The 18,993-nt window shown below is 62.5% G+C and carries 15 protein-coding genes; 6 read left to right on the top strand and 9 right to left on the bottom strand.

The window, feature by feature from the left end:
* The first annotated feature begins 3 nt into the window (after positions 1 to 3).
* Genes IB234_RS16395 through IB234_RS16410 form a run of 4 tightly spaced genes read left to right on the top strand, consistent with a single transcriptional unit; the run spans position 4 to position 8,495 of the window.
* Entirely contained in the window at positions 4 to 1,632 is a 1,629-nt protein-coding gene (locus tag IB234_RS16395; protein ID WP_192319783.1) for a methyl-accepting chemotaxis protein, read from the top strand.
* 7 nt (positions 1,633 to 1,639) lie between these two features.
* On the top strand, positions 1,640 to 3,838 hold the full coding sequence (locus IB234_RS16400) for a response regulator (RefSeq protein WP_192319785.1): 2,199 nt from the start codon (positions 1,640 to 1,642) through the stop codon (positions 3,836 to 3,838).
* A gap of 11 nt (positions 3,839 to 3,849) precedes the next feature.
* Positions 3,850 to 4,914, top strand: coding sequence for a chemotaxis protein CheB (locus IB234_RS16405; RefSeq protein WP_192319787.1), 1,065 nt, complete (start codon positions 3,850 to 3,852; stop codon positions 4,912 to 4,914).
* Positions 4,911 to 8,495 (top strand): EAL domain-containing protein, encoded by a 3,585-nt coding sequence (locus IB234_RS16410; protein ID WP_192319790.1) that lies wholly within the window; start codon positions 4,911 to 4,913, stop codon positions 8,493 to 8,495. The genes IB234_RS16405 and IB234_RS16410 overlap by 4 nt, the downstream gene beginning before the upstream one ends.
* Before the next feature lie 31 nt (positions 8,496 to 8,526).
* Here IB234_RS16410 and IB234_RS16415 read toward each other — a convergent pair whose 3' ends face one another.
* From IB234_RS16415 to IB234_RS16430, 4 genes are all read right to left on the bottom strand, one after another.
* A complete protein-coding gene (locus IB234_RS16415) occupies positions 8,527 to 9,036 on the bottom strand; it encodes a DUF4142 domain-containing protein (RefSeq protein ID WP_192319792.1) in 510 nt (169 codons plus the stop codon).
* A 77-nt stretch (positions 9,037 to 9,113) separates the two neighbouring features.
* Positions 9,114 to 9,884 (bottom strand): alpha/beta hydrolase family protein, encoded by a 771-nt coding sequence (locus IB234_RS16420; RefSeq protein ID WP_192319794.1) that lies wholly within the window; start codon positions 9,882 to 9,884, stop codon positions 9,114 to 9,116.
* Positions 9,871 to 10,986 carry a DUF3182 family protein gene (locus tag IB234_RS16425; protein WP_192319796.1) on the bottom strand — a complete coding sequence of 372 codons (1,116 nt, stop codon included), beginning with the start codon at positions 10,984 to 10,986 and terminating at the stop codon, positions 9,871 to 9,873. The genes IB234_RS16420 and IB234_RS16425 overlap by 14 nt, the downstream gene beginning before the upstream one ends.
* Positions 10,971 to 11,399 (bottom strand): hypothetical protein, encoded by a 429-nt coding sequence (locus tag IB234_RS16430; protein WP_192319798.1) that lies wholly within the window; start codon positions 11,397 to 11,399, stop codon positions 10,971 to 10,973. The genes IB234_RS16425 and IB234_RS16430 overlap by 16 nt, the downstream gene beginning before the upstream one ends.
* 146 nt (positions 11,400 to 11,545) lie before the next feature.
* On the opposite strand from IB234_RS16430, the gene IB234_RS16435 reads away from it, so the two are divergent.
* Together IB234_RS16435 and IB234_RS16440 are read left to right on the top strand one after the other, a co-directional pair.
* Entirely contained in the window at positions 11,546 to 11,881 is a 336-nt protein-coding gene (locus IB234_RS16435; protein ID WP_192319800.1) for a DUF2513 domain-containing protein, read from the top strand.
* Positions 11,882 to 11,891: 10 nt separating this feature from the next.
* A complete protein-coding gene (locus tag IB234_RS16440) occupies positions 11,892 to 14,330 on the top strand; it encodes a glycogen/starch/alpha-glucan phosphorylase (protein ID WP_192319802.1) in 2,439 nt (812 codons plus the stop codon).
* A 54-nt stretch (positions 14,331 to 14,384) separates the two neighbouring features.
* On the opposite strand, the gene IB234_RS16445 is transcribed toward IB234_RS16440, so the two are convergent.
* Genes IB234_RS16445 through IB234_RS16465 form a run of 5 tightly spaced genes read right to left on the bottom strand, consistent with a single transcriptional unit; the run spans position 14,385 to position 18,991 of the window.
* Positions 14,385 to 15,491 (bottom strand): response regulator, encoded by a 1,107-nt coding sequence (locus IB234_RS16445; protein ID WP_192319804.1) that lies wholly within the window; start codon positions 15,489 to 15,491, stop codon positions 14,385 to 14,387.
* Positions 15,481 to 17,244, bottom strand: coding sequence for an ATP-binding protein (locus IB234_RS16450; protein WP_192319806.1), 1,764 nt, complete (start codon positions 17,242 to 17,244; stop codon positions 15,481 to 15,483). Before IB234_RS16450 ends, IB234_RS16445 begins: the two co-directional genes overlap by 11 nt.
* On the bottom strand, positions 17,237 to 18,196 hold the full coding sequence (locus tag IB234_RS16455) for an ATP-binding protein (protein WP_225580632.1): 960 nt from the start codon (positions 18,194 to 18,196) through the stop codon (positions 17,237 to 17,239). The genes IB234_RS16450 and IB234_RS16455 overlap by 8 nt, the downstream gene beginning before the upstream one ends.
* A gap of 11 nt (positions 18,197 to 18,207) precedes the next feature.
* The gene (locus tag IB234_RS16460) at positions 18,208 to 18,606 is read right to left on the bottom strand and encodes an ATP-binding protein (RefSeq protein WP_192319810.1); all 399 of its coding nucleotides are present in this window, start codon (positions 18,604 to 18,606) and stop codon (positions 18,208 to 18,210) included.
* Positions 18,566 to 18,991, bottom strand: a complete 426-nt coding sequence (locus IB234_RS16465; protein WP_192319812.1) for an STAS domain-containing protein — start codon at positions 18,989 to 18,991, stop codon at positions 18,566 to 18,568. The genes IB234_RS16460 and IB234_RS16465 overlap by 41 nt, the downstream gene beginning before the upstream one ends.
* Between the last annotated feature and the right edge of the window lie 2 nt (positions 18,992 to 18,993).

An 18,993-nucleotide genomic window follows, 5' to 3' on the forward strand; every position in this document is an offset into this window, starting at 1 on the left:
CTCATGTTGGCTAACCTGCTCAACCTGCGCATCGGTACGAAGCTGATGCTGGCATTCGCGGTGCTGATTCTCGGTTTCGCCCTTCTGCTGATGAGCACGCTGGAGCAGTTCGTCGCACTGCAGAAGGCAGAGGAGGAACAGTTCTCCCGGCGCTACGCGAGGGTGAGCGACGTCAAGGACCTCCTCGTCAACATCAATCTGCAACGGGTGGAAACCCTGGCTGCAATCGGAGGAAGCAGCCAGGGGTTGCTGGAGAGCCTGCGAGCGGGGAGTGAGAAGAATGATCGCCTGCTTAAACGCCTGCAGGAGGCTGTACAGGGCGATCAGGTGACCGTCGAACTGCTGGAGCAGATGCAGGAAGTACGAGCCGGATACTTGCGAAGCCGGGATGGCGAGCTGATACCTATGATCCAGGCTGGCCGCCTCGACGAGGCAAGGGCCCTGATGTCGGGCTCCCAGAAGCAACGGGTCGAGCGATTGCACCAGTTGGCCGAGCAACTGGTGGCCCGTACCAATCAGCGTATTGCCGAGAGCACCGAACAGTCTCGCCAGACCATAGAGGCCCTGCGCAGCAAGATATTCCAGGCTGGACTTGTCCTGGTGCTGGGGGGCGCACTGCTGGCCTGGCTGCTCAGTCGCCATATCGCTCAGCCGCTGGCGCGCCTGACCAGTCTGGCCGAGCAGATCGGCCGTGGCGAAATTCCGCGGGAGCTACCCGAGGGCACCCGGCAGGATGAGGTGGGCCGCCTCGGGCAGGCCTTCGTCAATATGAGCGGGTATCTCCGCGAGCTGGTACAGGAACTCAACGAGAGTATTTCCGTGCTGGCCAGCGCCAGCGAGGAAATACTGGCCGTGACCACGCAGGTGGCTGCCAGCACCCAGGAAACCGCAACCGCCATCAGCGAGATCGCCACCACCGTAGAGGAGGTCAAGCAGACTGCGGTGCTGGCCGGCAGCAAGTCTCAGTCGGTGAGCGAAAGCACCGAGCGTACCCGCCAGGTGGCTCTGAGTGGCCGCCAGTCGGTCGAGGAAACACTCCGCGGCATGGGCGTGATCCGTGAGCAGATGCAGGCGGTGGCTGAGAGCATCATGCGACTAGGGGAGCAAAGCCAGACCATCGGTGAGATCGTAGCCTCGGTCAATGATCTGGCGGAACAATCCAACCTGCTCGGGGTGAATGCCTCCATTGAGGCGGTCAAGGCCGGAGAGGCTGGCAAGGGCTTCTCGGTGGTGGCCCAGGAGGTCAAGGTCCTGGCCGATCAGTCCAAGCAGGCTACCGCTCAGGTGCGCGGCATACTCGGTGATATCCAGAAGGCCATGACCCGCGCGGTGATCCAGGCCGAGGAAGGCAGCAAGTCGGTAGAGGGCGGCTACCAGCGCGCCCAGATCAGCGGCGAGGCGATACGGACGCTGAGTGGCAGTGTCGAGGAGTCAAGCGAGATTGCCCTGCAGATTGCAGCCACCAGTCAGCAACAGATGATCGGCATGGATCAGATCGGCAGTGCCATGGAGAACATCCGGCAGGCCAGTCAGGACAATGTGGCCGGCGCTCGGCAGGTCGACATGGCTGCACGTAATCTGCATCAGCTGGGCCTGCGTTTGAAGGGCCTGGCCACGCGTTTCAAGCTGTGAGCCTGCCATGAGCCTGGATCGGGAAGCCCTTCGCCAGCGTCTGCTGGCCAGCTTCCGTGCAGAGGCAGCCGAACGCCTGGGCGCACTTGGCGATCTGTTGGCCAACTGGCGCGAATCGGCGGCCAGCGAGGAGGCCATCGAGTCGTTGTTCCGCGAGGTGCACAGCATCAAGGGGGCCTCCCGAGCCGCAGGTGTCGCTGAGATCGAGCAGCTGTGCCATGCCTGGGAAAGCCTGTTGAGTGCGGTACGACATGGCGACCTCGCACTGACGCCGGCACGGGTCGAGTTGTGCCGCCTCGCCTTGCGGATGGTGCAGCATCTGCACGCCGGCCAGGCGGTGGAGCGTCACGACCTGATGCAGATGATTGATAGCCTCGACGACAGCACGCAGGGCATCGAGGTCGATCTGCCCAGTGTCGTTCCGGAAGCGCCGGAACCGCCTCGCGACGCGGCACGAGTCAAGGTGGCTGCCGAGCATCTGGAGGCTCTGCTGTACCACGGCGAAGTGCTGCTGCAGCATAAACTGGAGGCCCAGGCGCATGCCCGTAGCCTGCGGGAGCATGCCCAGTCCTTCGAGCCCCAGAAGACTCGCCAGATGCTGGCTTCCGGCGCTCTCCGAACACTGCGCGACAACCTGAGTGACATGCCTGCGAGTACCCAGGAGGGGTTGAAGCTTCTGCTGGATCACCTGGACTGGAGCATGGCTCAGCTCGACCGGTTGCACTTCGGCGCGACGCGGCTGGCCAGAGACGGAAACCACACGGCCCTTGGCCTGGCGCAGCTATCCGACACGCTGAATACCGAGTTGCAGACATTGTTGCTGTTATCGGGCAGCAGTCTGTACGAAGGCATGCCGTCCATGGTTCAGGATCTTGCCAGCCAGGCTGGAAAACGTGCTGACCTGCATCTTCGCGGAGAAAGCCTGCAGGTCGACAAACGTATCCTTGACGAGCTACGCACCGTGCTCACCCATCTGCTGCGCAATGCCATTGATCACGGGTTGGAGACGCCGGATCAGCGGTTGGCCAATGGCAAGGGGCCGGTTGGTTCCCTGGAGGTGGAGCTGTTCCAGGAATCGGCCGACCGCTTCGAACTCAGGGTCGGCGACGACGGTCGGGGTATCGATGTTCAGCGCCTGAAGGCGAAGGCACTGGATGCCGGCCTGATGACTCAGGTGCAGGTGGAGGCTCTGAGCGAGCGCGATGCATTGGGGCTGGTTTTCGCATCCGGCTTGTCCACCAGCCGAATGATCACGGATATTTCCGGTAGAGGCCTGGGCATGGCCATCGTCCAGGAAACGGTGGAAAGGCTTGGAGGTCGTATCGAGCTGGAGTCCAACCCGGGCTCGGGGACCTGCTTTCACCTTCATCTGCCTCTGAGCCTGTCTACCTTCCGTGCCGTCATGGTGCGCAATGCCGAACGGGTGTTCGCGGTGCCGGCTTTGGCGGTGGAGCGTTGCCTGCGACTGCCTGCAACTGTTATCCGGACCTTGGAAAACCGCCCGACGATCACGCACGAGGGCGAGGTGCTGCCACTCTGGCCACTGGGCGACGTATTGGGGCTGCCGCAGCCGGCGATGGGTCAAGACGAGCAGACGATGCTGCTGCTCAAGGTCCGGGGAGAACGCTTCGTTCTGTTGGTGGACGAGCTGCTCGGGGACCAGGAAATCATCGTCAAGAGCCTTGGTCGCCAGCTGGTTCGCGTGCGCAACCTGATGGGGGCCGCGCAGCTGGGGGATGGGCAATTGGTGCCCATCCTGCATCCCGGTGACCTGTACCGCAGCGCCCAGCAGGCAGAAGGCTCCAGCCTCAGCCAACAGTCGCGGCCGCGGGAGGGGCGTACTGCACAGCGTCTGCTGATAGCCGAGGACTCCTTTACCTCCCGTGGCCTGCTCAAGGCGATCCTTGAGGCTGCCGGCTACCGGGTGACTACCGCCAACGACGGGCTGGAGGCGTGGAACGCACTAAAGCAGGGACAATTTGACCTTCTGGTGTCAGATGTTGAGATGCCTCGCCTGGATGGCTTCACCCTGACCAGTCGCATACGTGCCGACCGTGAACTGGCGGAGCTGCCGGTGGTGCTGGTTACCGCCTTGCATTCCGCCGAGGATCGCGCTCGTGGCCTGGATGCGGGGGCCAGTGCCTACCTGGCCAAGAGCGGTTTCGAGCAGGACAGCCTGCTCGACGCCATTCGACGACTGATCTGAGGAGACGCAGGATGCGCGTACTGATAGTCGATGATTCACCGGTCAGCCGAATGCTGCTGCGCGCGGTGCTGGAGGGGGAAGGCTATGAAGTCGACGAGGCCAGCACCGGCGAAGAAGCGCTGCAGCTGCTGACGACCCTGACACCGGATATCGTGACCATGGACGTTCACATGCCGGGAATGGACGGTTACGAGGCCACTGAGCGCATCCTCGAACAGTACGCCCTGCCGGTCGTCATTCTCAGCGCGAGTGTCGACCACCAGGCCTCGGCCACCGCGATGCGAGCCCTGGAGGCCGGGGCATTGGCAGTGCTGGAGAAGCCCTCTGGTCCCAATGCCGTCGATTTCGGCGAGCGTATAGCCATCATATTGCGCACGCTGCGCAGCATGGCTCAGGTCAAGATAGTTCGGCGCAAACGCCGCAGCCCGGATGTTGCCGCCGTCGGCGCGCCGCCTTTGGTGGTCCAGGCGGTTTCCGGTATACCGCAGCTGGTAGCCATTTCCGCATCGGCCGGAGGGCCGATGGCGATCAAGGCGCTGCTGCAACACCTTCAGCCCCAGCAGCAGTGGTCGCTGGTTCTGGTGCAGCATATCGCTCCGGGATTCCTGCCTAGCTTCCGCGACTGGCTGGCGAGCCTAACCTCGATGCCCGTCCTGGTCGCCGAGCGGGGGCAGCGCCTGCAACCGGGGACGTTGTATCTGGCACCGGATGGCCACCACCTGGGCTTCGCCTCCGACCGCTGCGTGAATCTGGACGACAGCCCGCCCGAGGATCATGTGCGGCCAGCCGCCAATCATCTATTCCGCTCGGTGGCACGGTACTTCGGCCGTCAGGCTATAGGCATCCAGCTATCCGGCATGGGGCGCGACGGGGCCCAGGGCCTGGCCCAACTGCACCAGACCGGAGCGCTGACACTGGTACAGGAGCCAGCCACCGCAGTTGTCGACTCCATGCCGCGGGCTGCCATCGACATGCAGGCGGCCAGCCAGGTGTTGCCCCCGGAGGGCATAGCGGAGCTGCTCAATACCATCGCCGTCCACATGAATGTGGTGAATGGAAGCAAGGGGAGGGAATGACCATGTATGCAGACGCCGAAATCCTGGTGGTGGAAGACAGTCCCACCCAAGCCACCGAGCTGCAGTACATGCTCGAGGCCGTCGGCTGCAAGGTGCGAGTCGCGGGCAATGGTCGCGAGGCACTGGAAATGGTGGCTGCACGCAAGCCGACCATTGTCATCAGCGACATCGTCATGCCGGAAATGGACGGCTACGAGCTGTGCCGCCAACTGAAGAGCTCGGCGCAGACCCAGAACATCCCGATCATCCTGGTCACCGCACTGGCTGACGCCCGCGACGTCGTGCATGGCCTGGCATCGGGCGCGGACAACTTCATCGTCAAGCCCTTCGACGAGAAGTATCTGATGTCGCGCATCCGCTATTTCCTGGTCAATCTGGAACTGCGTAACCACGAGCGAGTGCAGATGGGCGTGGAAGTCGTTCTGGAGGGCGAGCGGCATTTCATCACCGCCAGCCGCCAGCAGATACTCGACCTGCTGATCTCCACCTACGAGCAGGGCGTGCGGCTGAACAACGAGCTGCAGACCAAGCACGACGAACTGGCCCGTACCAATTCCTTGCTCAACTGCCTGTTCCATTTCACCAGCGGCCTGACCGACGCCAAAAGCGAACGGCACGTGATCGATGCAGCGCTGCGGCGCATCCTCGAATTCCCGGATGCGACTGGCGCGTGGCTGCTGCTGGCCGATGCCGCCGATCCCGCCGAGCAGGCCCATGTGGCCGGCGCCCGCGCCAGAGGCCAGGGATATTCGCGTGAGCAGCTCGATAACTGTGCAAACAACTGCCCCTGTCGCCACGCCTGGTTGCATGACCGGCTGTCGCAGCCGAGCAACATCAGCAACTGTCCGGCACTGGTGGGCAAGTCCGGCGAGAGCATCCATGCCAGCATCCCGCTGCAAATGGGCAGCGAGATCATCGGCATGCTCAACGTGGTGCAGCGTGAAGCCCAGCCCTGGTCGGACGAATCGCTCAGCGCGCTGGCCTCCATCGGTCGCCAGTTGGCCATGGCGTTGGGGCGTGTGCGCTTGTTCGAGAGCATGGAACAACTGGTGGAACAGCGCACCCAGGCCCTGACCAAGAGCGAGGAGCTGCTGCGCAAGGTGCTCGACAGTCTGCCGGTGGGGGTGCTGGTCACCGATCAGGCCGGTCGGCTGATCATGAGCAATCCGGAGAGCAGTCTGATCTGGGGTGGCAACCACCCGAGTTCAGCGGATGGATATGGTCATTACCGGGGCTGGTGGGCCGAGAGCGGAGAACGTATCACCGAGGCTGACTGGTCGATGATGCGTGCCGTGCAGCACGGCAAGACCTCGCGCAACGAGGTGATAGACATCGAGACTTTCAAGGGTGAGCGCAAGACCATCCTCAACTCGTCGGCGCCCTTCCTCGACGCCAACAAGGTGATCCAGGGTGCCATCGTGGTGATCCAGGACATCACCGAACAGCGCCGCCGCGATCTGGAGACGCGCACCCGAACTCGCGCGGTGGAGGCTAGCGTCAACGCGGTGATCATCACCGACGCTGAGCAGCCAGACCAGCCGATCGTGTATGCCAATCCAGCCTTCGAGCGAATCACCGGCTATTCAGTGGACGAGGTGCTGGGACGCAACTGCCGATTCCTGCAGGGCGGCGAGCATGATCAACCCGGGCTGGATGCCATTCGCCGGGCCCTGGTGGCGAAGGAGGAGGGCGCGGCTCTGCTGCGCAACTTCCGCAAGGACGGCTCGGAGTTCTGGAACGATCTGCGGGTCGCGCCGGTGGTCAATGATCGCGGCAGGGTCAGCCACTTTGTCGGCATCCTGCACGATGTCACCGATAGCAAACGCTATCAGGAGGAGCTGGAGCACCAGGCCAACCACGATAGCCTCACCGGCTTGCCCAACCGTAACCTGTTGGGTGACCGCATCGGCCAGGCCATCGCATTCGCCAGCCGTGGCAGCGGCCAGTTCACCCTGGCCTTCATGGATATCGACAACTTCAAGGTCGTCAATGACAGCCTTGGCCATGGCACGGGCGACCAGTTGCTGATCGAAGTCGCCGATCGCCTGCGCGCCGGAGTACGCAACATAGACACTGTGGCGCGACTGGGAGGCGATGAATTCATCGTCCTGCTGGCCGACACCGAGCAACTGAGCGAGCAGGTCGGTCGGCTGGAGCGCATCAAGGACAGCATTGCCAGTCCGATGATGCTGGACGGCCAGGAGGTGGTAGTCAGCTGCAGCATCGGCTTCTGCTGCTTCCCCAGCGACGGCCGCGACGCGGGAACGCTGCTGCGCAACGCCGACACCGCCATGTACCAGGCCAAGCACCAGGGGCGTAACCGCATCTGCGCCTTCATGCAGGAGATGAACGAGCAGGTGCAGGCCCGCCTGGCGATGGAGCAGCAGACCCGCCATGCCCTGCAGAACAACGAGTTCGTCGTTTTCTACCAGCCGCAGCTGGACCTGCAGAATGGCCGCCTGTGCGGCTTCGAGGCACTGGTGCGGTGGAACCGTGGCGGTACCATCGTGTCGCCCGGCGAATTCATTCCGCTGGCCGAGGAGACAGGCTGGATCGTTGCCATCGACTTCTACGTGTTCGAAGTAGTGTGCAAGCAGCTGGCCATCTGGCGCGAGAACTTCAGCCAGGACCTCAGCGTGGCGGTGAACTTCTCCGCCATCAGTTTCGCCGACGAGAACTTCATCGAGCGTATCCTGAGCGTGCTGAAGTCGCAGGGCATACCATCGCGCTGGATCAAGATCGAGCTGACCGAGACCATCCTGGCCAGCGACGCCGATGTGGTGCAGCAGAAGATGGAGCGCCTGTGCGAACACGGCGTGCGTTTCTCCATCGATGATTTCGGTACCGGCTATTCATCGCTCGGCTATCTCAAGCGTTTCCCGTTCAGCCAGCTGAAGATCGACCGCAGTTTCATCATGGACATTCTCACCGAGCCGGACAGCGCTTCGCTGGCCCGTTCGATGATCTCCATCGGTCACAACCTGGGCATCAAGGTGATCGCCGAAGGGGTGGAGCAGGCCGAGCAGATGAGTTTCCTGCGCGCCGCAGGATGCGACGAACTGCAGGGATATTTCTACTCGCCACCTTTGCCCCCCCTGGCCTGCATGCAGTTCCTGCAGACCGGCGGTCAGCTGAGCCTGCCGGCGAACATTATCGATGGCACCGAACGCTATCTGCTGGTGATCGACGGCAATCCCGCCGCCCATGAACTGCTCAGCCGCACACTGCGCCTGGAAAGCTACAAGGTGCTGATGGCCAGCAATGGAGCGGAGGCGCTCAACATCCTGGCGACTCATCCGGTTGAAGTGGTTCTGAGCGAACTACGGCTGGGCGACATGGGCGGCGTGGAGTTTCTTCGCAAGATCAGGACCATCTATCCCGACGTGATCCGCATGCTGGTAACCAGCGCTGCCGAGGTTGGCAGCATCCTCAAGGCGGTCAACGAAGGGGTTATCTACCGTTTCGTGACCATGCCTTGCGAGCCAGAAGACCTGCGCAACCAGCTGCGCGATGCTTTCCAGCAGCGCGAGCTGCATCGGGAGAACAAGCGCCTGCGCAAGCATTCGGCGGCAGCTCGCTGAACACGCGCTGCCCGCCGCCATGACCGCGATATCAAGACAGGGGATGAGCTCGGGTCAGCATCCGGGCCATTTGCAGGTGATGCTTGAGCACGGGCAGCTTGGCCCGGGCGAAGGCCTGCAGCTCCTGGTCACCCTGCTCGGCAGCTTGCGTGTAGAGGGCTAGCGAACTCTCGTAGCGTTTGACCTGCTGCTCGGCATAGAGCGCGTCGAAGTTTTCTCCGGCCAGCTCACGGACCTCCGGTTTGGCCTGGGCCCGCAGATCCTCGTCGGCGGGCAGCTCCACCTGTCGGGTGCGCGCAAAGGCTTGCAAGTCCGCGTTTTCCCGCGGGTGATGGTCGATGACCTGCTGGGCGAAGCTCTTCACATCGGCGGACTGGCTCTCGCGCAGCGCCAATTGCGCGGACTCCGAGTCTGCCACCTTGGCGGCTACCGCCTGCTCGATGAATGACTGAGGATCGAGGCCGGGATTGGCCAACACGGGGCCGGCAAGGCCCAGCAACAGGCAGAGGCCAAGGCTCCTGGGGATGAGAGAGTGGAACATGACGGGTCCTCCCGTGCCGTTTCAGGTTGTAGGGTTGTGACGGGCTCGAGCAGCCAGGGTTCAGCCTTTCTCGACGATCAGGAGTAGATGGCCAGGTGGTGCGGGTAGTCTCCTACCCGAGCGCCGATGACCATTTCGCTGATCCAGCTGGTCAGCATCGACGTGTAGGCACGCTGGTCGCTGTCGTTGCGTAGCGAGTGGTCGGCGCCATCGACGATGCGGTGGGTCAGCGAGTGGGCTTTGACGAAGGCGGCGCGATAGCTCATCAGCGTCGTGTGCGGGACGAAATCGTCGTGTTCCGATTCCACCAGCAGCACGTCGCCGGTGAATTCCGAACAAGCCGACAAGGCGCGGTTGCCCTGTGGAGGAATGAAGGTGCGGCGATAGTCGGCGAGGCGTTCACGGTCGAGCAGTTGCTTGGGCGAATCCCACTCGTCATCCCAGTACAGTGCTGGAACGCGAAGTGCCAGCCACTTGACCGGACGTAGAGTGCTGAGGATCGCCGCCAGGTAGCCACCGTAGCTGGTACCGATCACGGCGATGGCCTCAGTGTCCGTGGCCGGGTGGTTGGCGAGGCGGTCGTAGGCGGCGATTATATCGGCCAGGTTTTCCTCACGGGTCACGCTTTGCTTGCGCGAGCGCGTCCGCTCATGGCCGCGTAGATCGAAGGTCAGGCACACGCAGCCAAGGCCAGCAATGCCTTTGGCGCGAGCCAGGTCGCGCTCCTGACTGCCGCCCCAGCCATGGACGAACAGCACGCCGGGCACCTTGCTCTGCGGCGAGACCATGGTGCCGTCGAGCACATCCTCGTTCACGACTATCTCCACCTTTTCACTATGGGATGGCATGAGGCTCCACCTTGACGTACTTGCTGATCCGACCCACCTCGGGCTCTTCGCCCTCGTACAGCGGTACGGCGTCGTCGGGCGGCCTGCTCTCGCCGTAGCACTCGTACGTCGAGGCACGTACGCATTTCAGCTGCGGGTCACCTGCGAAGGCTTCCAGCGCGAAGATTTCCGCGGCACTGGCTCCGCCAATACGCCAGGATTGCTCCAGCACGCCGGAGCGCTGCTGCCCCTGGCTATCCATGCCTTGAGCCACGTCGTAGTTGCGCCGTGAGGCGCACAGTCCGAAGGCCGCAAAAGCGGCGCGCTCGTAGACCTGGGCCTGGGCAACCGCGAGGCGAATCGCCTCCGGCATCTCGAGACGCATCAACGCCTCGTAGTCACCGCGGACGATAGTGAGATCAGACCCGCCGTAGACTTCCTCGCCCGTATTGTCACGCGTCAGACGCTGGCTGCCGTAGTAGCTGGCAACCTGACCTGCGACCAGCACCTGCCCGACGCTGAAGGTGACCACATCGGTAAGATTCTCCTCCAGCACCAGTCCCCAGGTGGCGACTTCTTCCGGGGCTTGCGAAGCCAGTACCTCGGCCAGGGACTGGCGGTCATGCACCACTTCCTGGCCACGCCCGGCCTTGCCCAGCACCGGTTTGATGCGCAGTGTGCCGCGTTCCAGGAGTTGCTCTCCGGCGAGCTGAGCATCGGCCAGGTCGAACACCGTGTATCCGCCGAGAATGGCGCTGGCCACCTCGCTGGAAAAATCGGAGGACCAGCCTTCCGGCACATGCCGCGCATGCTCTGGAAGGGGATGGGTGATGGCCTTGGTGGCCATGAAAGGCTCGGCGATCGCGCCGCCGAAGAAGTCGTCCGGGCCACCGATACCGAGTGCCCGGCGCTGATCGGCACCGATGAGAGTATCGCTGGGTATGAAATAGAACCGGCCCTCGCCATGCGTGGCGGCTTCGTACTCGCCGAGAAAGCGGATGCCGAGCTGGGCGGCAATCTTGCGTCCCAGCACATGATGCACACCCAGCTCGTGCTGGCTCACACCGGAATCGCTTGGCAATAGCAGCACACCGTCCTTGTTATTGCTCAACGGTCCTGCCATTCGCCACCACCCCGCTCGCAATCGTTTCGGGCCTGAGCCTTGTCTGCCAGGCCGTAGTAGTAGGTCACCACCTTGGCATCGTCAGGGACGTTCGGCTCATTGGCTGGTGGGTTGGTGCTGGACGACTTGTGGTTGGCCAGCGTCTCCTGGGTTATAGAGGCAGAGCAGCTGGCGTCGTAGTTGGTCTCGCACTTGGCTACTTTTTCCTGCTTGGTGCCGAGTGTTTCCTGACTCTCGTTACTGCAGGACCAGTTGATCGAGCCCTGCGGCAGGCCGCGGAACTCGTAACAGCTCTCGGTCTCCACTGCTTCCACGCCCGGGCTGGCGGATCGGGTCAGGACGTGGCAGCCCTCGGCCATGGCCAGCGAGCCGAACAGGCTGCCGACCAGCAAAACTGCAGTCTTGGCGATCATCTGTTGCCTCCAGTGCGATTCGCGGACCTATGGTTTCCGAACAGAATGGCGCAGCGGAAGTTCAGATTTTCTCCGGTAAGAAAGGGGGAACTAAGCGCGCCCGTGCGGACCCATATCTGGAGTAACCCAGAGGAGGGATGGCAGTAATGAAAAGAGATTGGGAGCTGATCAAGGCATTGATGCTGGAGATAGAAGGTTGCGAGCAGGGCCGCTATTTCATTCCCGAACCGTTCGCCGGCCACGATCTGGACTCGGTGAAATACCACCTGCATCTGCTCGACCAGGCAGGTTTGGTCGAGTGTGAACTCGACGAACCTTGGGACGGCGCCCCTCAACTGATCGGCCGCAACCTGACCCTGCAAGGGCATGATCTGCTGGATAGCCTACGCGAGGGCGTTTCCCGCCCGACTTTGCAGCCGGTGCCGGTATTGACGCAGGTGGCCGCCGTGGATGGCGCCGAAGCGTTGCGTCGCAGTGCCTGAGGAGGTTGCGATGGCTGGGCAGCCGGATGTCGCCGAATTCAAGGAAAGTATCCTCGCCAAACTCAAGTACGCGGTCGGCAAGGATCCCGGCCATGCCTACGACCATGACTGGTTCGAGGCAGTCGCCCTGGCTGCACGAGATCACGTCGTCGACCGTTGGGAGGAGGCTTCTGCCGACATCGACCGGCGTGAGCAGAAGCGCATCTACTACCTGTCGCTAGAGTTCCTGATTGGTCGCTTGCTGATCGACAACCTGAGCAACCTCGGCTTGCTCGAGATCGCCCGTGAGGCGTTGGCGGAGCTGAGCGTCGACTTGGAACGCATACGCCAGGTCGAGCCCGACGCGGCGCTTGGCAACGGCGGGCTTGGCCGCCTGGCCGCCTGCTTCATGGAGAGCATGGCGACCCTCGGGCTGGCCGCCCACGGCTACGGCATACGCTACGAACACGGCCTGTTTCGCCAGGTGATCGCCGACGGCTTCCAACTGGAGCAGACCGAAACATGGCTGGACTTCGGCAACCCCTGGGAGTTCGAGCGACCGGAAGTCGCCTATAGCATTGGCTTCGGCGGCAGTGTGCTCAGCCACGCGGAAGAAGGCGAAGTGCCGCGGCAGACCTGGCAGCCGATGGAGACCATTCGCGCCATCGCCTACGACACTCCTGTGGTGGGATGGCGACGTTCCGCGGTGAACAGCTTGCGTCTGTGGCGCGCCCGTGCCGAGGAAGATCTGCAACTGGACCGCTTCAATGCCGGCGACCATATAGGTGCCGTCGAGGATGTGGTGCGTGCCGAGAGTATCTCCCGGGTTCTGTACCCTGCCGATAGCACCGAGGCGGGGCAGGAGCTGCGCCTGCGCCAGGAGTTCTTCTTCGTATCCGCCTCGCTGCAGGATCTGCTGCAGCGACATCTGCGCGAGCAGGGCGAGATTGCCAGCCTGCCCCGGCACGCGGCGATTCAGCTCAACGACACCCACCCGGCCATCGCCGTCGCCGAGCTGATGCGCCTGCTGGTCGATGTGCATCAGCTTGGCTGGTACGACGCCTGGCAGGTGACGGTGGCGACGCTGTCGTACACCAACCACACGCTGTTGCCCGAAGCGCTGGAATCCTGGCCGGTGTCGCTGATGGAACGCCTGCTGCCCCGGCACATGCAGATCATCTATCTGATCAACGCGTATCACATCGACTCGCTGCGGGCGCAGGATATCCATGACTTCGCGTTGCTGCGCTCGGTATCACTGATCGAGGAAGATCATGGTCGACGGGTGCGCATGGGTAACCTGGCGTTCCTCGGGGCCCACAGTGTCAACGGTGTATCGGCCCTGCACACCGAGCTGATGCGCAAAACGGTGTTCCGTGACCTCCATGGTCTCTACCCGACACGCATCAACAACAAGACCAATGGCGTGACCCTGCGCCGCTGGCTGTTTCAGGTGAACCCCGGTCTCACAGAGCTGCTGGTCGAGACCTTGGGGGCCGAGGTGCTGGACTCGCCGGAGCAGGTGCTGCAGGAGCTGGAGGCCCAGGCGGACAAGAAGGCCATGCACCGACGCTTCGCCGAACTGCGCCAGCGCAACAAGGCGGCGCTGGCGGCTTTGGTACACGAACGCATGGGTGTGACCCTCGACACCGGGGCGCTGTTCGACGTACAGGTCAAGCGTATCCACGAGTACAAGCGCCAACTGCTCAACCTGCTGCATACCGTGGCGCTGTATCAGGCGATTCGCAACGACCCGACTACCGACTGGGCACCGAGAGTGAAGATTTTCGCCGGCAAAGCCGCCGCCAGCTACCACCAGGCCAAGCTGATCATCAAGCTGGCCAACGACATCAGCCGCACGATCAACGACGATCCGACCGTGCGTGGATTGCTCAAGGTGGTATTCATCCCCAACTACAACGTCAGCCTGGCCGAAGTGATCATCCCGGCGGCCGATCTGTCGGAACAGATTTCCACTGCCGGCCTGGAGGCCTCGGGGACCAGCAACATGAAGTTCGGTCTCAATGGCGCGCTGACCATCGGGACTCTGGATGGCGCCAACGTCGAGATGCGCGAGCGGGTCGGTGGCGAGAACATGTTCATCTTTGGCATGACGGCTCAGCAGGTAGAGGAACGCAAGCGTACCGGCGATCTGAACATGGCCTCGGTAATCGCATCGTCGGAGCGCCTGGAAGCGGCGCTCGAGGCGATTCGCGCGGGGGTTTTCTCGCCGGACGATCCGGCGCGCTACGTGGGGCTGGTGGATTCGCTGGTCTACGACGATCGCTTCATGGTCTGTCCCGACTTCGAGGACTACTGGCAGGCTCAGCGCCGCGTCGACGAGCTGTGGCGTTCGCCGGCGCGCTGGTGGCGGGCGGCCGTGCTGAACACGGCTCGGATGGGCTGGTTCTCGTCGGACCGTACGATTCGCGAGTACGCCCAGGAAATCTGGGGCGCGCTACCACGCTAAGGCGTATCGTCAGTTCCCTCGGGTGCGCCAGTGCGCCCGAGGGAGTCGATTCACTCAGGTGACCGTGACCGGCAATTGCAGTTCGACCTGAGCCTGATCACCGACGTTTCTGAACTGAACCTGGCCACCGAAGCTTTCACTGAGCGCTTTGACGATCGGTAGGCCGAGGCCCCAGCCCTTGGTGTCGCTGCGGCTGGAGATAAAGTAGGGCGTCGCCAGGTTGCTAAGCACCTCCTCAGGGAAGGCGCCTTGGTTGCTGACAGTCAGCCGGACCCATTCTCCCTCGCACCCCTGCTCGATACGAATCGGTGTGCCGGGCTCTCCGTGCTTGGCGGCATTGCCCACCAGATTGTCGATGATGCGCAGGAAGGCTGTACGGTCCCAGGTTACCTGCACGGGCCTCTCGTCGGTCTGCAACTGCAGGGGGTTTTCCACCTGCAAGGTCAGATTGGCAATGGCCTCGCGCAGCAGGCTCGGCAGATCCAGCGACTCGCCGATCAGCTTGATGCCACCCCCGACGCTGACGTGTGAGATGTCCAGCAGGTTGGACACCATCTCGTCGATGCGCTTGAGGTTCTCCTGCAGCACGTCCAGCAGCTGCTCGGTACGACGTGCCGGATTGCGCTGCATGAGGCCGGTGGCCATCACCGCAGCGGCCAGTGGGGAGCGCAGGTCGTGGCTGAACGAGCGCATGAAGCGCTCGAGCATGACCTTTTCCTTACCCAGTTGCTCGTTGCGTGCTTCGGCCCAGTTGCGCTGGCGCTCGACTCGCTCCAGCCGGGTATTGCTCTTCATCAGGCTGGTGATGGTAGCCAGCACTTCTTCCGGGTTGATCGGATGGGTCAGGTAGGCACGGGCACCGGTGTTGAGGCCGGTGGCCTTGTCCTTGCCGCTGATGAAGGTGGCCGAGATATTGATGATTGCTGGTAGTCGGGCAGGTCCGAGATGCTGTTCGGCCTTCTGGATCAGCTCGAAACCGGTCATGTCCGGCAGGTTGATGTCGAGAATCACCAGATCGACACCCTCGAGCATCAGCTCCAGACCCTCGGCACCGGTACCGGCCTCGATCACCTGGAAGTTCGATTCGCTGCCGAGGATCTTGCGCAGCACATAACGGTTGGCTTCCATGTCATCGACGATGAGGATTCGTCTAGTGCGCATCGCGTTGCTCCTCCGTCAGGCGTCTCACCTGGTAGAGAACCTGTTCTGGGTAGTCGGGGTGAGACTTCTGCAGAACCGCCCGGCACTGGCGGCCGAGACGTTCCAGCGCCGCTTCGTCGAGCGGTTTGGCGGTATTCACCAGCACCCGCGCGTGCATACTCCAGTCCATGCTTTCGAGCAGGTCCTCGCCCGCAATATCCGGCAAGTCGAGGTCGAGGAAGATGATGTCCGGGCGTACGGCGTGCAGTTTGTCGATGCTCGATGCTGCGGTAACGGCCTCGATGATGACGGGGTGATAGGGTTGTAGCAGGCGGGAAATCAGGTAGCGGTCTGCTTCGCTGTCATCGATCAGCAGGATGTTGACGCCACTTAGATCCAGCCCCACTGGCTCTCTGGCCGTACTGCCGTGATGGCGGTCCACCTTCAGCAGAAAACGACTGCCTTTGCCCAGTTCGCTGTGCAGCGTGATGTCACCATGTAAGAGGCCTGCCAGGCGACGAGCCAGGGGTAGACCGAGGCCCGTCCCCTGTATCTGGTTCTGCGAGGGGCTGCGAACCCGCAGGAACTCCTCGAAGACTTTGGCATGGTTCTCCGGCGCGATGCCGACCCCCGTGTCCTCAACCAGGAACTCGATGCTGTGCTCGTCGGGCAGGTAAGTACGAATGCAGACCTTGCCAGACGGGGTGTACTTGAACGCATTGCCGATCAGGTTGCGCATGATCTGGAACAACCTATGGCGGTCGGTCTCCAGTTCTACATCCTGGGTGGTGCCGGCTATTTCCCAGTCGAGTACCGGGAAACGCTGGGACAGGGCGCTGACGAATTGGCGCAATTGCTCGATGAAGTCGGCGAGGGTGAAGCGCACGGGCACGATCTCGATCCGCCCCGATTCGGCCTCGGAGATGTCGAGCAGCTCGTTGACCAGTTCGGACAACTCGGAGGCCGCGTCGCTGATGAAGGATACCTGCTTGTGCTGCTCGGGGTTTAGTGGACCGTCAACCCCCTTGAGCAGCAGCTTGCTGATGTTCTCGACGATGTTGATCGGCGTGCGGATCTCGTGGGTCATGTTAGCGAAGAAGCGGCTCTTCGACTCGCTGGCCTCACGCACTTCATCGGTGGCCTTTTCCAGTTCGGAATACAGCGCCACAACGCCCTTGTTGGTGTTCTCCAGCTCGAGGTTGGTGGCTTCCAGCTCGACCTGCTTGTTCTGTAGTTCAGCGGCGGTCAGCAGCAGCTCGGTACCGCGTACCTGCAACTCGATGAAGGGGTCGGCGGCGCCATCGGTTTGCAGCTGCTCGCGGATCACATTGAGCTGCGCCGGGGCAGGGAAGGAGCGGGGAGGGTAGATGAACTTCCGCGCGCGGATGCGCGTGCCCTTGGCCGAGGTACGGATGTCGAAGTCGTCCATCAGTCGCTGCGCACCGCGCAGCCCCACGCCCATGCCTGTGGGCGAGACATAGCTACCGTCGAGGATCTGGTCGATGGCGGCAATGCCTGGGCCATGGTCCGTGGCCTCGAAGCCAAGGCCGGCGAGCTGGCCTGTGGCATTTTCGGCAAGATCGAAATGGAAGGCGCCTTCTCCAGCGTACTGGTAGACGTTGCGCGCCAACTCCGAGACGGCGGTGGCGAAGCGGATCTGTTCGAGTTGAGATAGTTCGAGCCAGCCAGCGATACGTTTGGCGCTCTGCCGACAGGTGACCACATCGGTTTCTTCACGGATGTGAATGGTGGCGATACGCCGCGCGCTATGCATGCTTCATCACTACTACCGTCGCGTCGTCATTGTGACGCCTGAAGTCGCGGTGGATCACCGCGGCGATTATGGCCGGATTCCGCCCAGTCAGGCCGGGATAGGCGCTCAGGTCGTGGCGCGTGTTGATGCCATCGGAGGCCAGCATCATCACTGTCGCGGGTGACCAGGGATAACTGAAGCTCTGGATACGACCGATTTTGTAGCCCACGGTACCGTTACCAGAGACCATGCTGCGGCTGCGCCCCTCATGCAGGGTGCCGGCGATGTTGCCCATGCCGCAGAAGCGTATCAGGGCCTGTTCTGGTACCACCTCGGCCAAAGCCACCGCACCGCCGCGGGTCGACATCAGAACCCGATGCAGGCGTTCGAGCAGAGTTTCCAGCGATAGGTTCAGGTCATGTTCGAGGAAAAGGTCGCGTGCTTTGGTGCTGGCCGCATTCGCGGCGTGACCATGCCCCAGGCCGTCGCATACCAGCACGCGATTGGCCCTGACCGCCCATGCGTCGCCGCAGAGTTCCTCACCTGGGTAAGGCGTACTGATACCAGCCGAAATCAACGGGCTCTGGATGGGCATCAGGCGAAACTGGGCGAACACCACCGTCCCTTGTCCAGGCTGCGAGTAGATGTCGAAACGGTCGGACAACCGGCTGATCGCGCCCAGACCGGCCCCCATGGTGCCCGTGGTGGAGTAGCTGTCAGCGAGGCAGCGGGCCACGTCGGCCATTCCCGGCCCCCGGTCCACCGCCAGCAGCTCCAGGCGCTCGCCATCCTGGTAATAGATGATTTCTCCGCCCTGGGCATGCAACACCAGGTTACGCGCCATCTCCTGCACTACTACGGTGAGGCGGCCGATCACCGACTCATCGTCGCAGACCTGATTGGCGTGACGAACGACAAGGCGGCGCACCGCATCCGCGTGCGCCTCATGGGTAACGGCATGAGCAAACTGCATGCTCCGCTCGATCATTTCCACTTCCACAATTCCACCGTTGTGCCAACGCCTACCTGGCTTTGCAGCAGGAACTCGTCCACCAGGCGCCGCGAACCACTAAGGCCCAAACCGAGGCCGCTGCCCGAGGTGTAGCCATCGACCAGCGCGCGCTCGATGTCCGGAATCCCCGGCCCCTGGTCGGAGATGACCAGACGCAGCGCAGCGCGTCCTGCTCGCATCGTCATTTCGATCAGACATTCGCCGCCACCGCCGTAGATCAGCGCGTTCCGCGCAATTTCACTGGCCGCAGTAACGATCTTGGTCTGTGAGACCAGGCCCAGACGGACCTCTTCGGCGGCTTTGCGGACTTTCTGGCGGATGACGACGATGTCAGTTTCCTGCTTCAGCGGGAGCGTCTGTGTCTTCGTCACTCTCTAGCTCCACGGCGATGTCGTCCTCGTCCACGCTGTTTTCCAGCCAGCGCATACCTTTTTCGATGTTCAGTGCGGTGGCGATACCCTCCAGCGACAACCCCAGCTCGACCAAGGTAATGGCTACTGCTGGTTGCATGCCGACGACGATCACCTTGGCATCGAGAATCCGCGAGACATTGGCGATATGGGAGAGCATGCGGCCGATGAAGGAGTCGACGATCTCCAGCGAGGAGATATCGATCAGCACGCCCTTGGACTTGTGCCGCACGATCTGCGCGGTCAGGTCTTCCTGCAGGTCCATGGCCAATTGGTCGTGCATGTCTACCTGGATGCTGAGCAGCAGGTACTTGCCCATCTTGAGAATCGGAATGCGATCTACCATGG

The organism is Pseudomonas sp. PDM16 (assembly GCF_014851865.1).
Lineage (GTDB): Bacteria > Pseudomonadota > Gammaproteobacteria > Pseudomonadales > Pseudomonadaceae > Aquipseudomonas.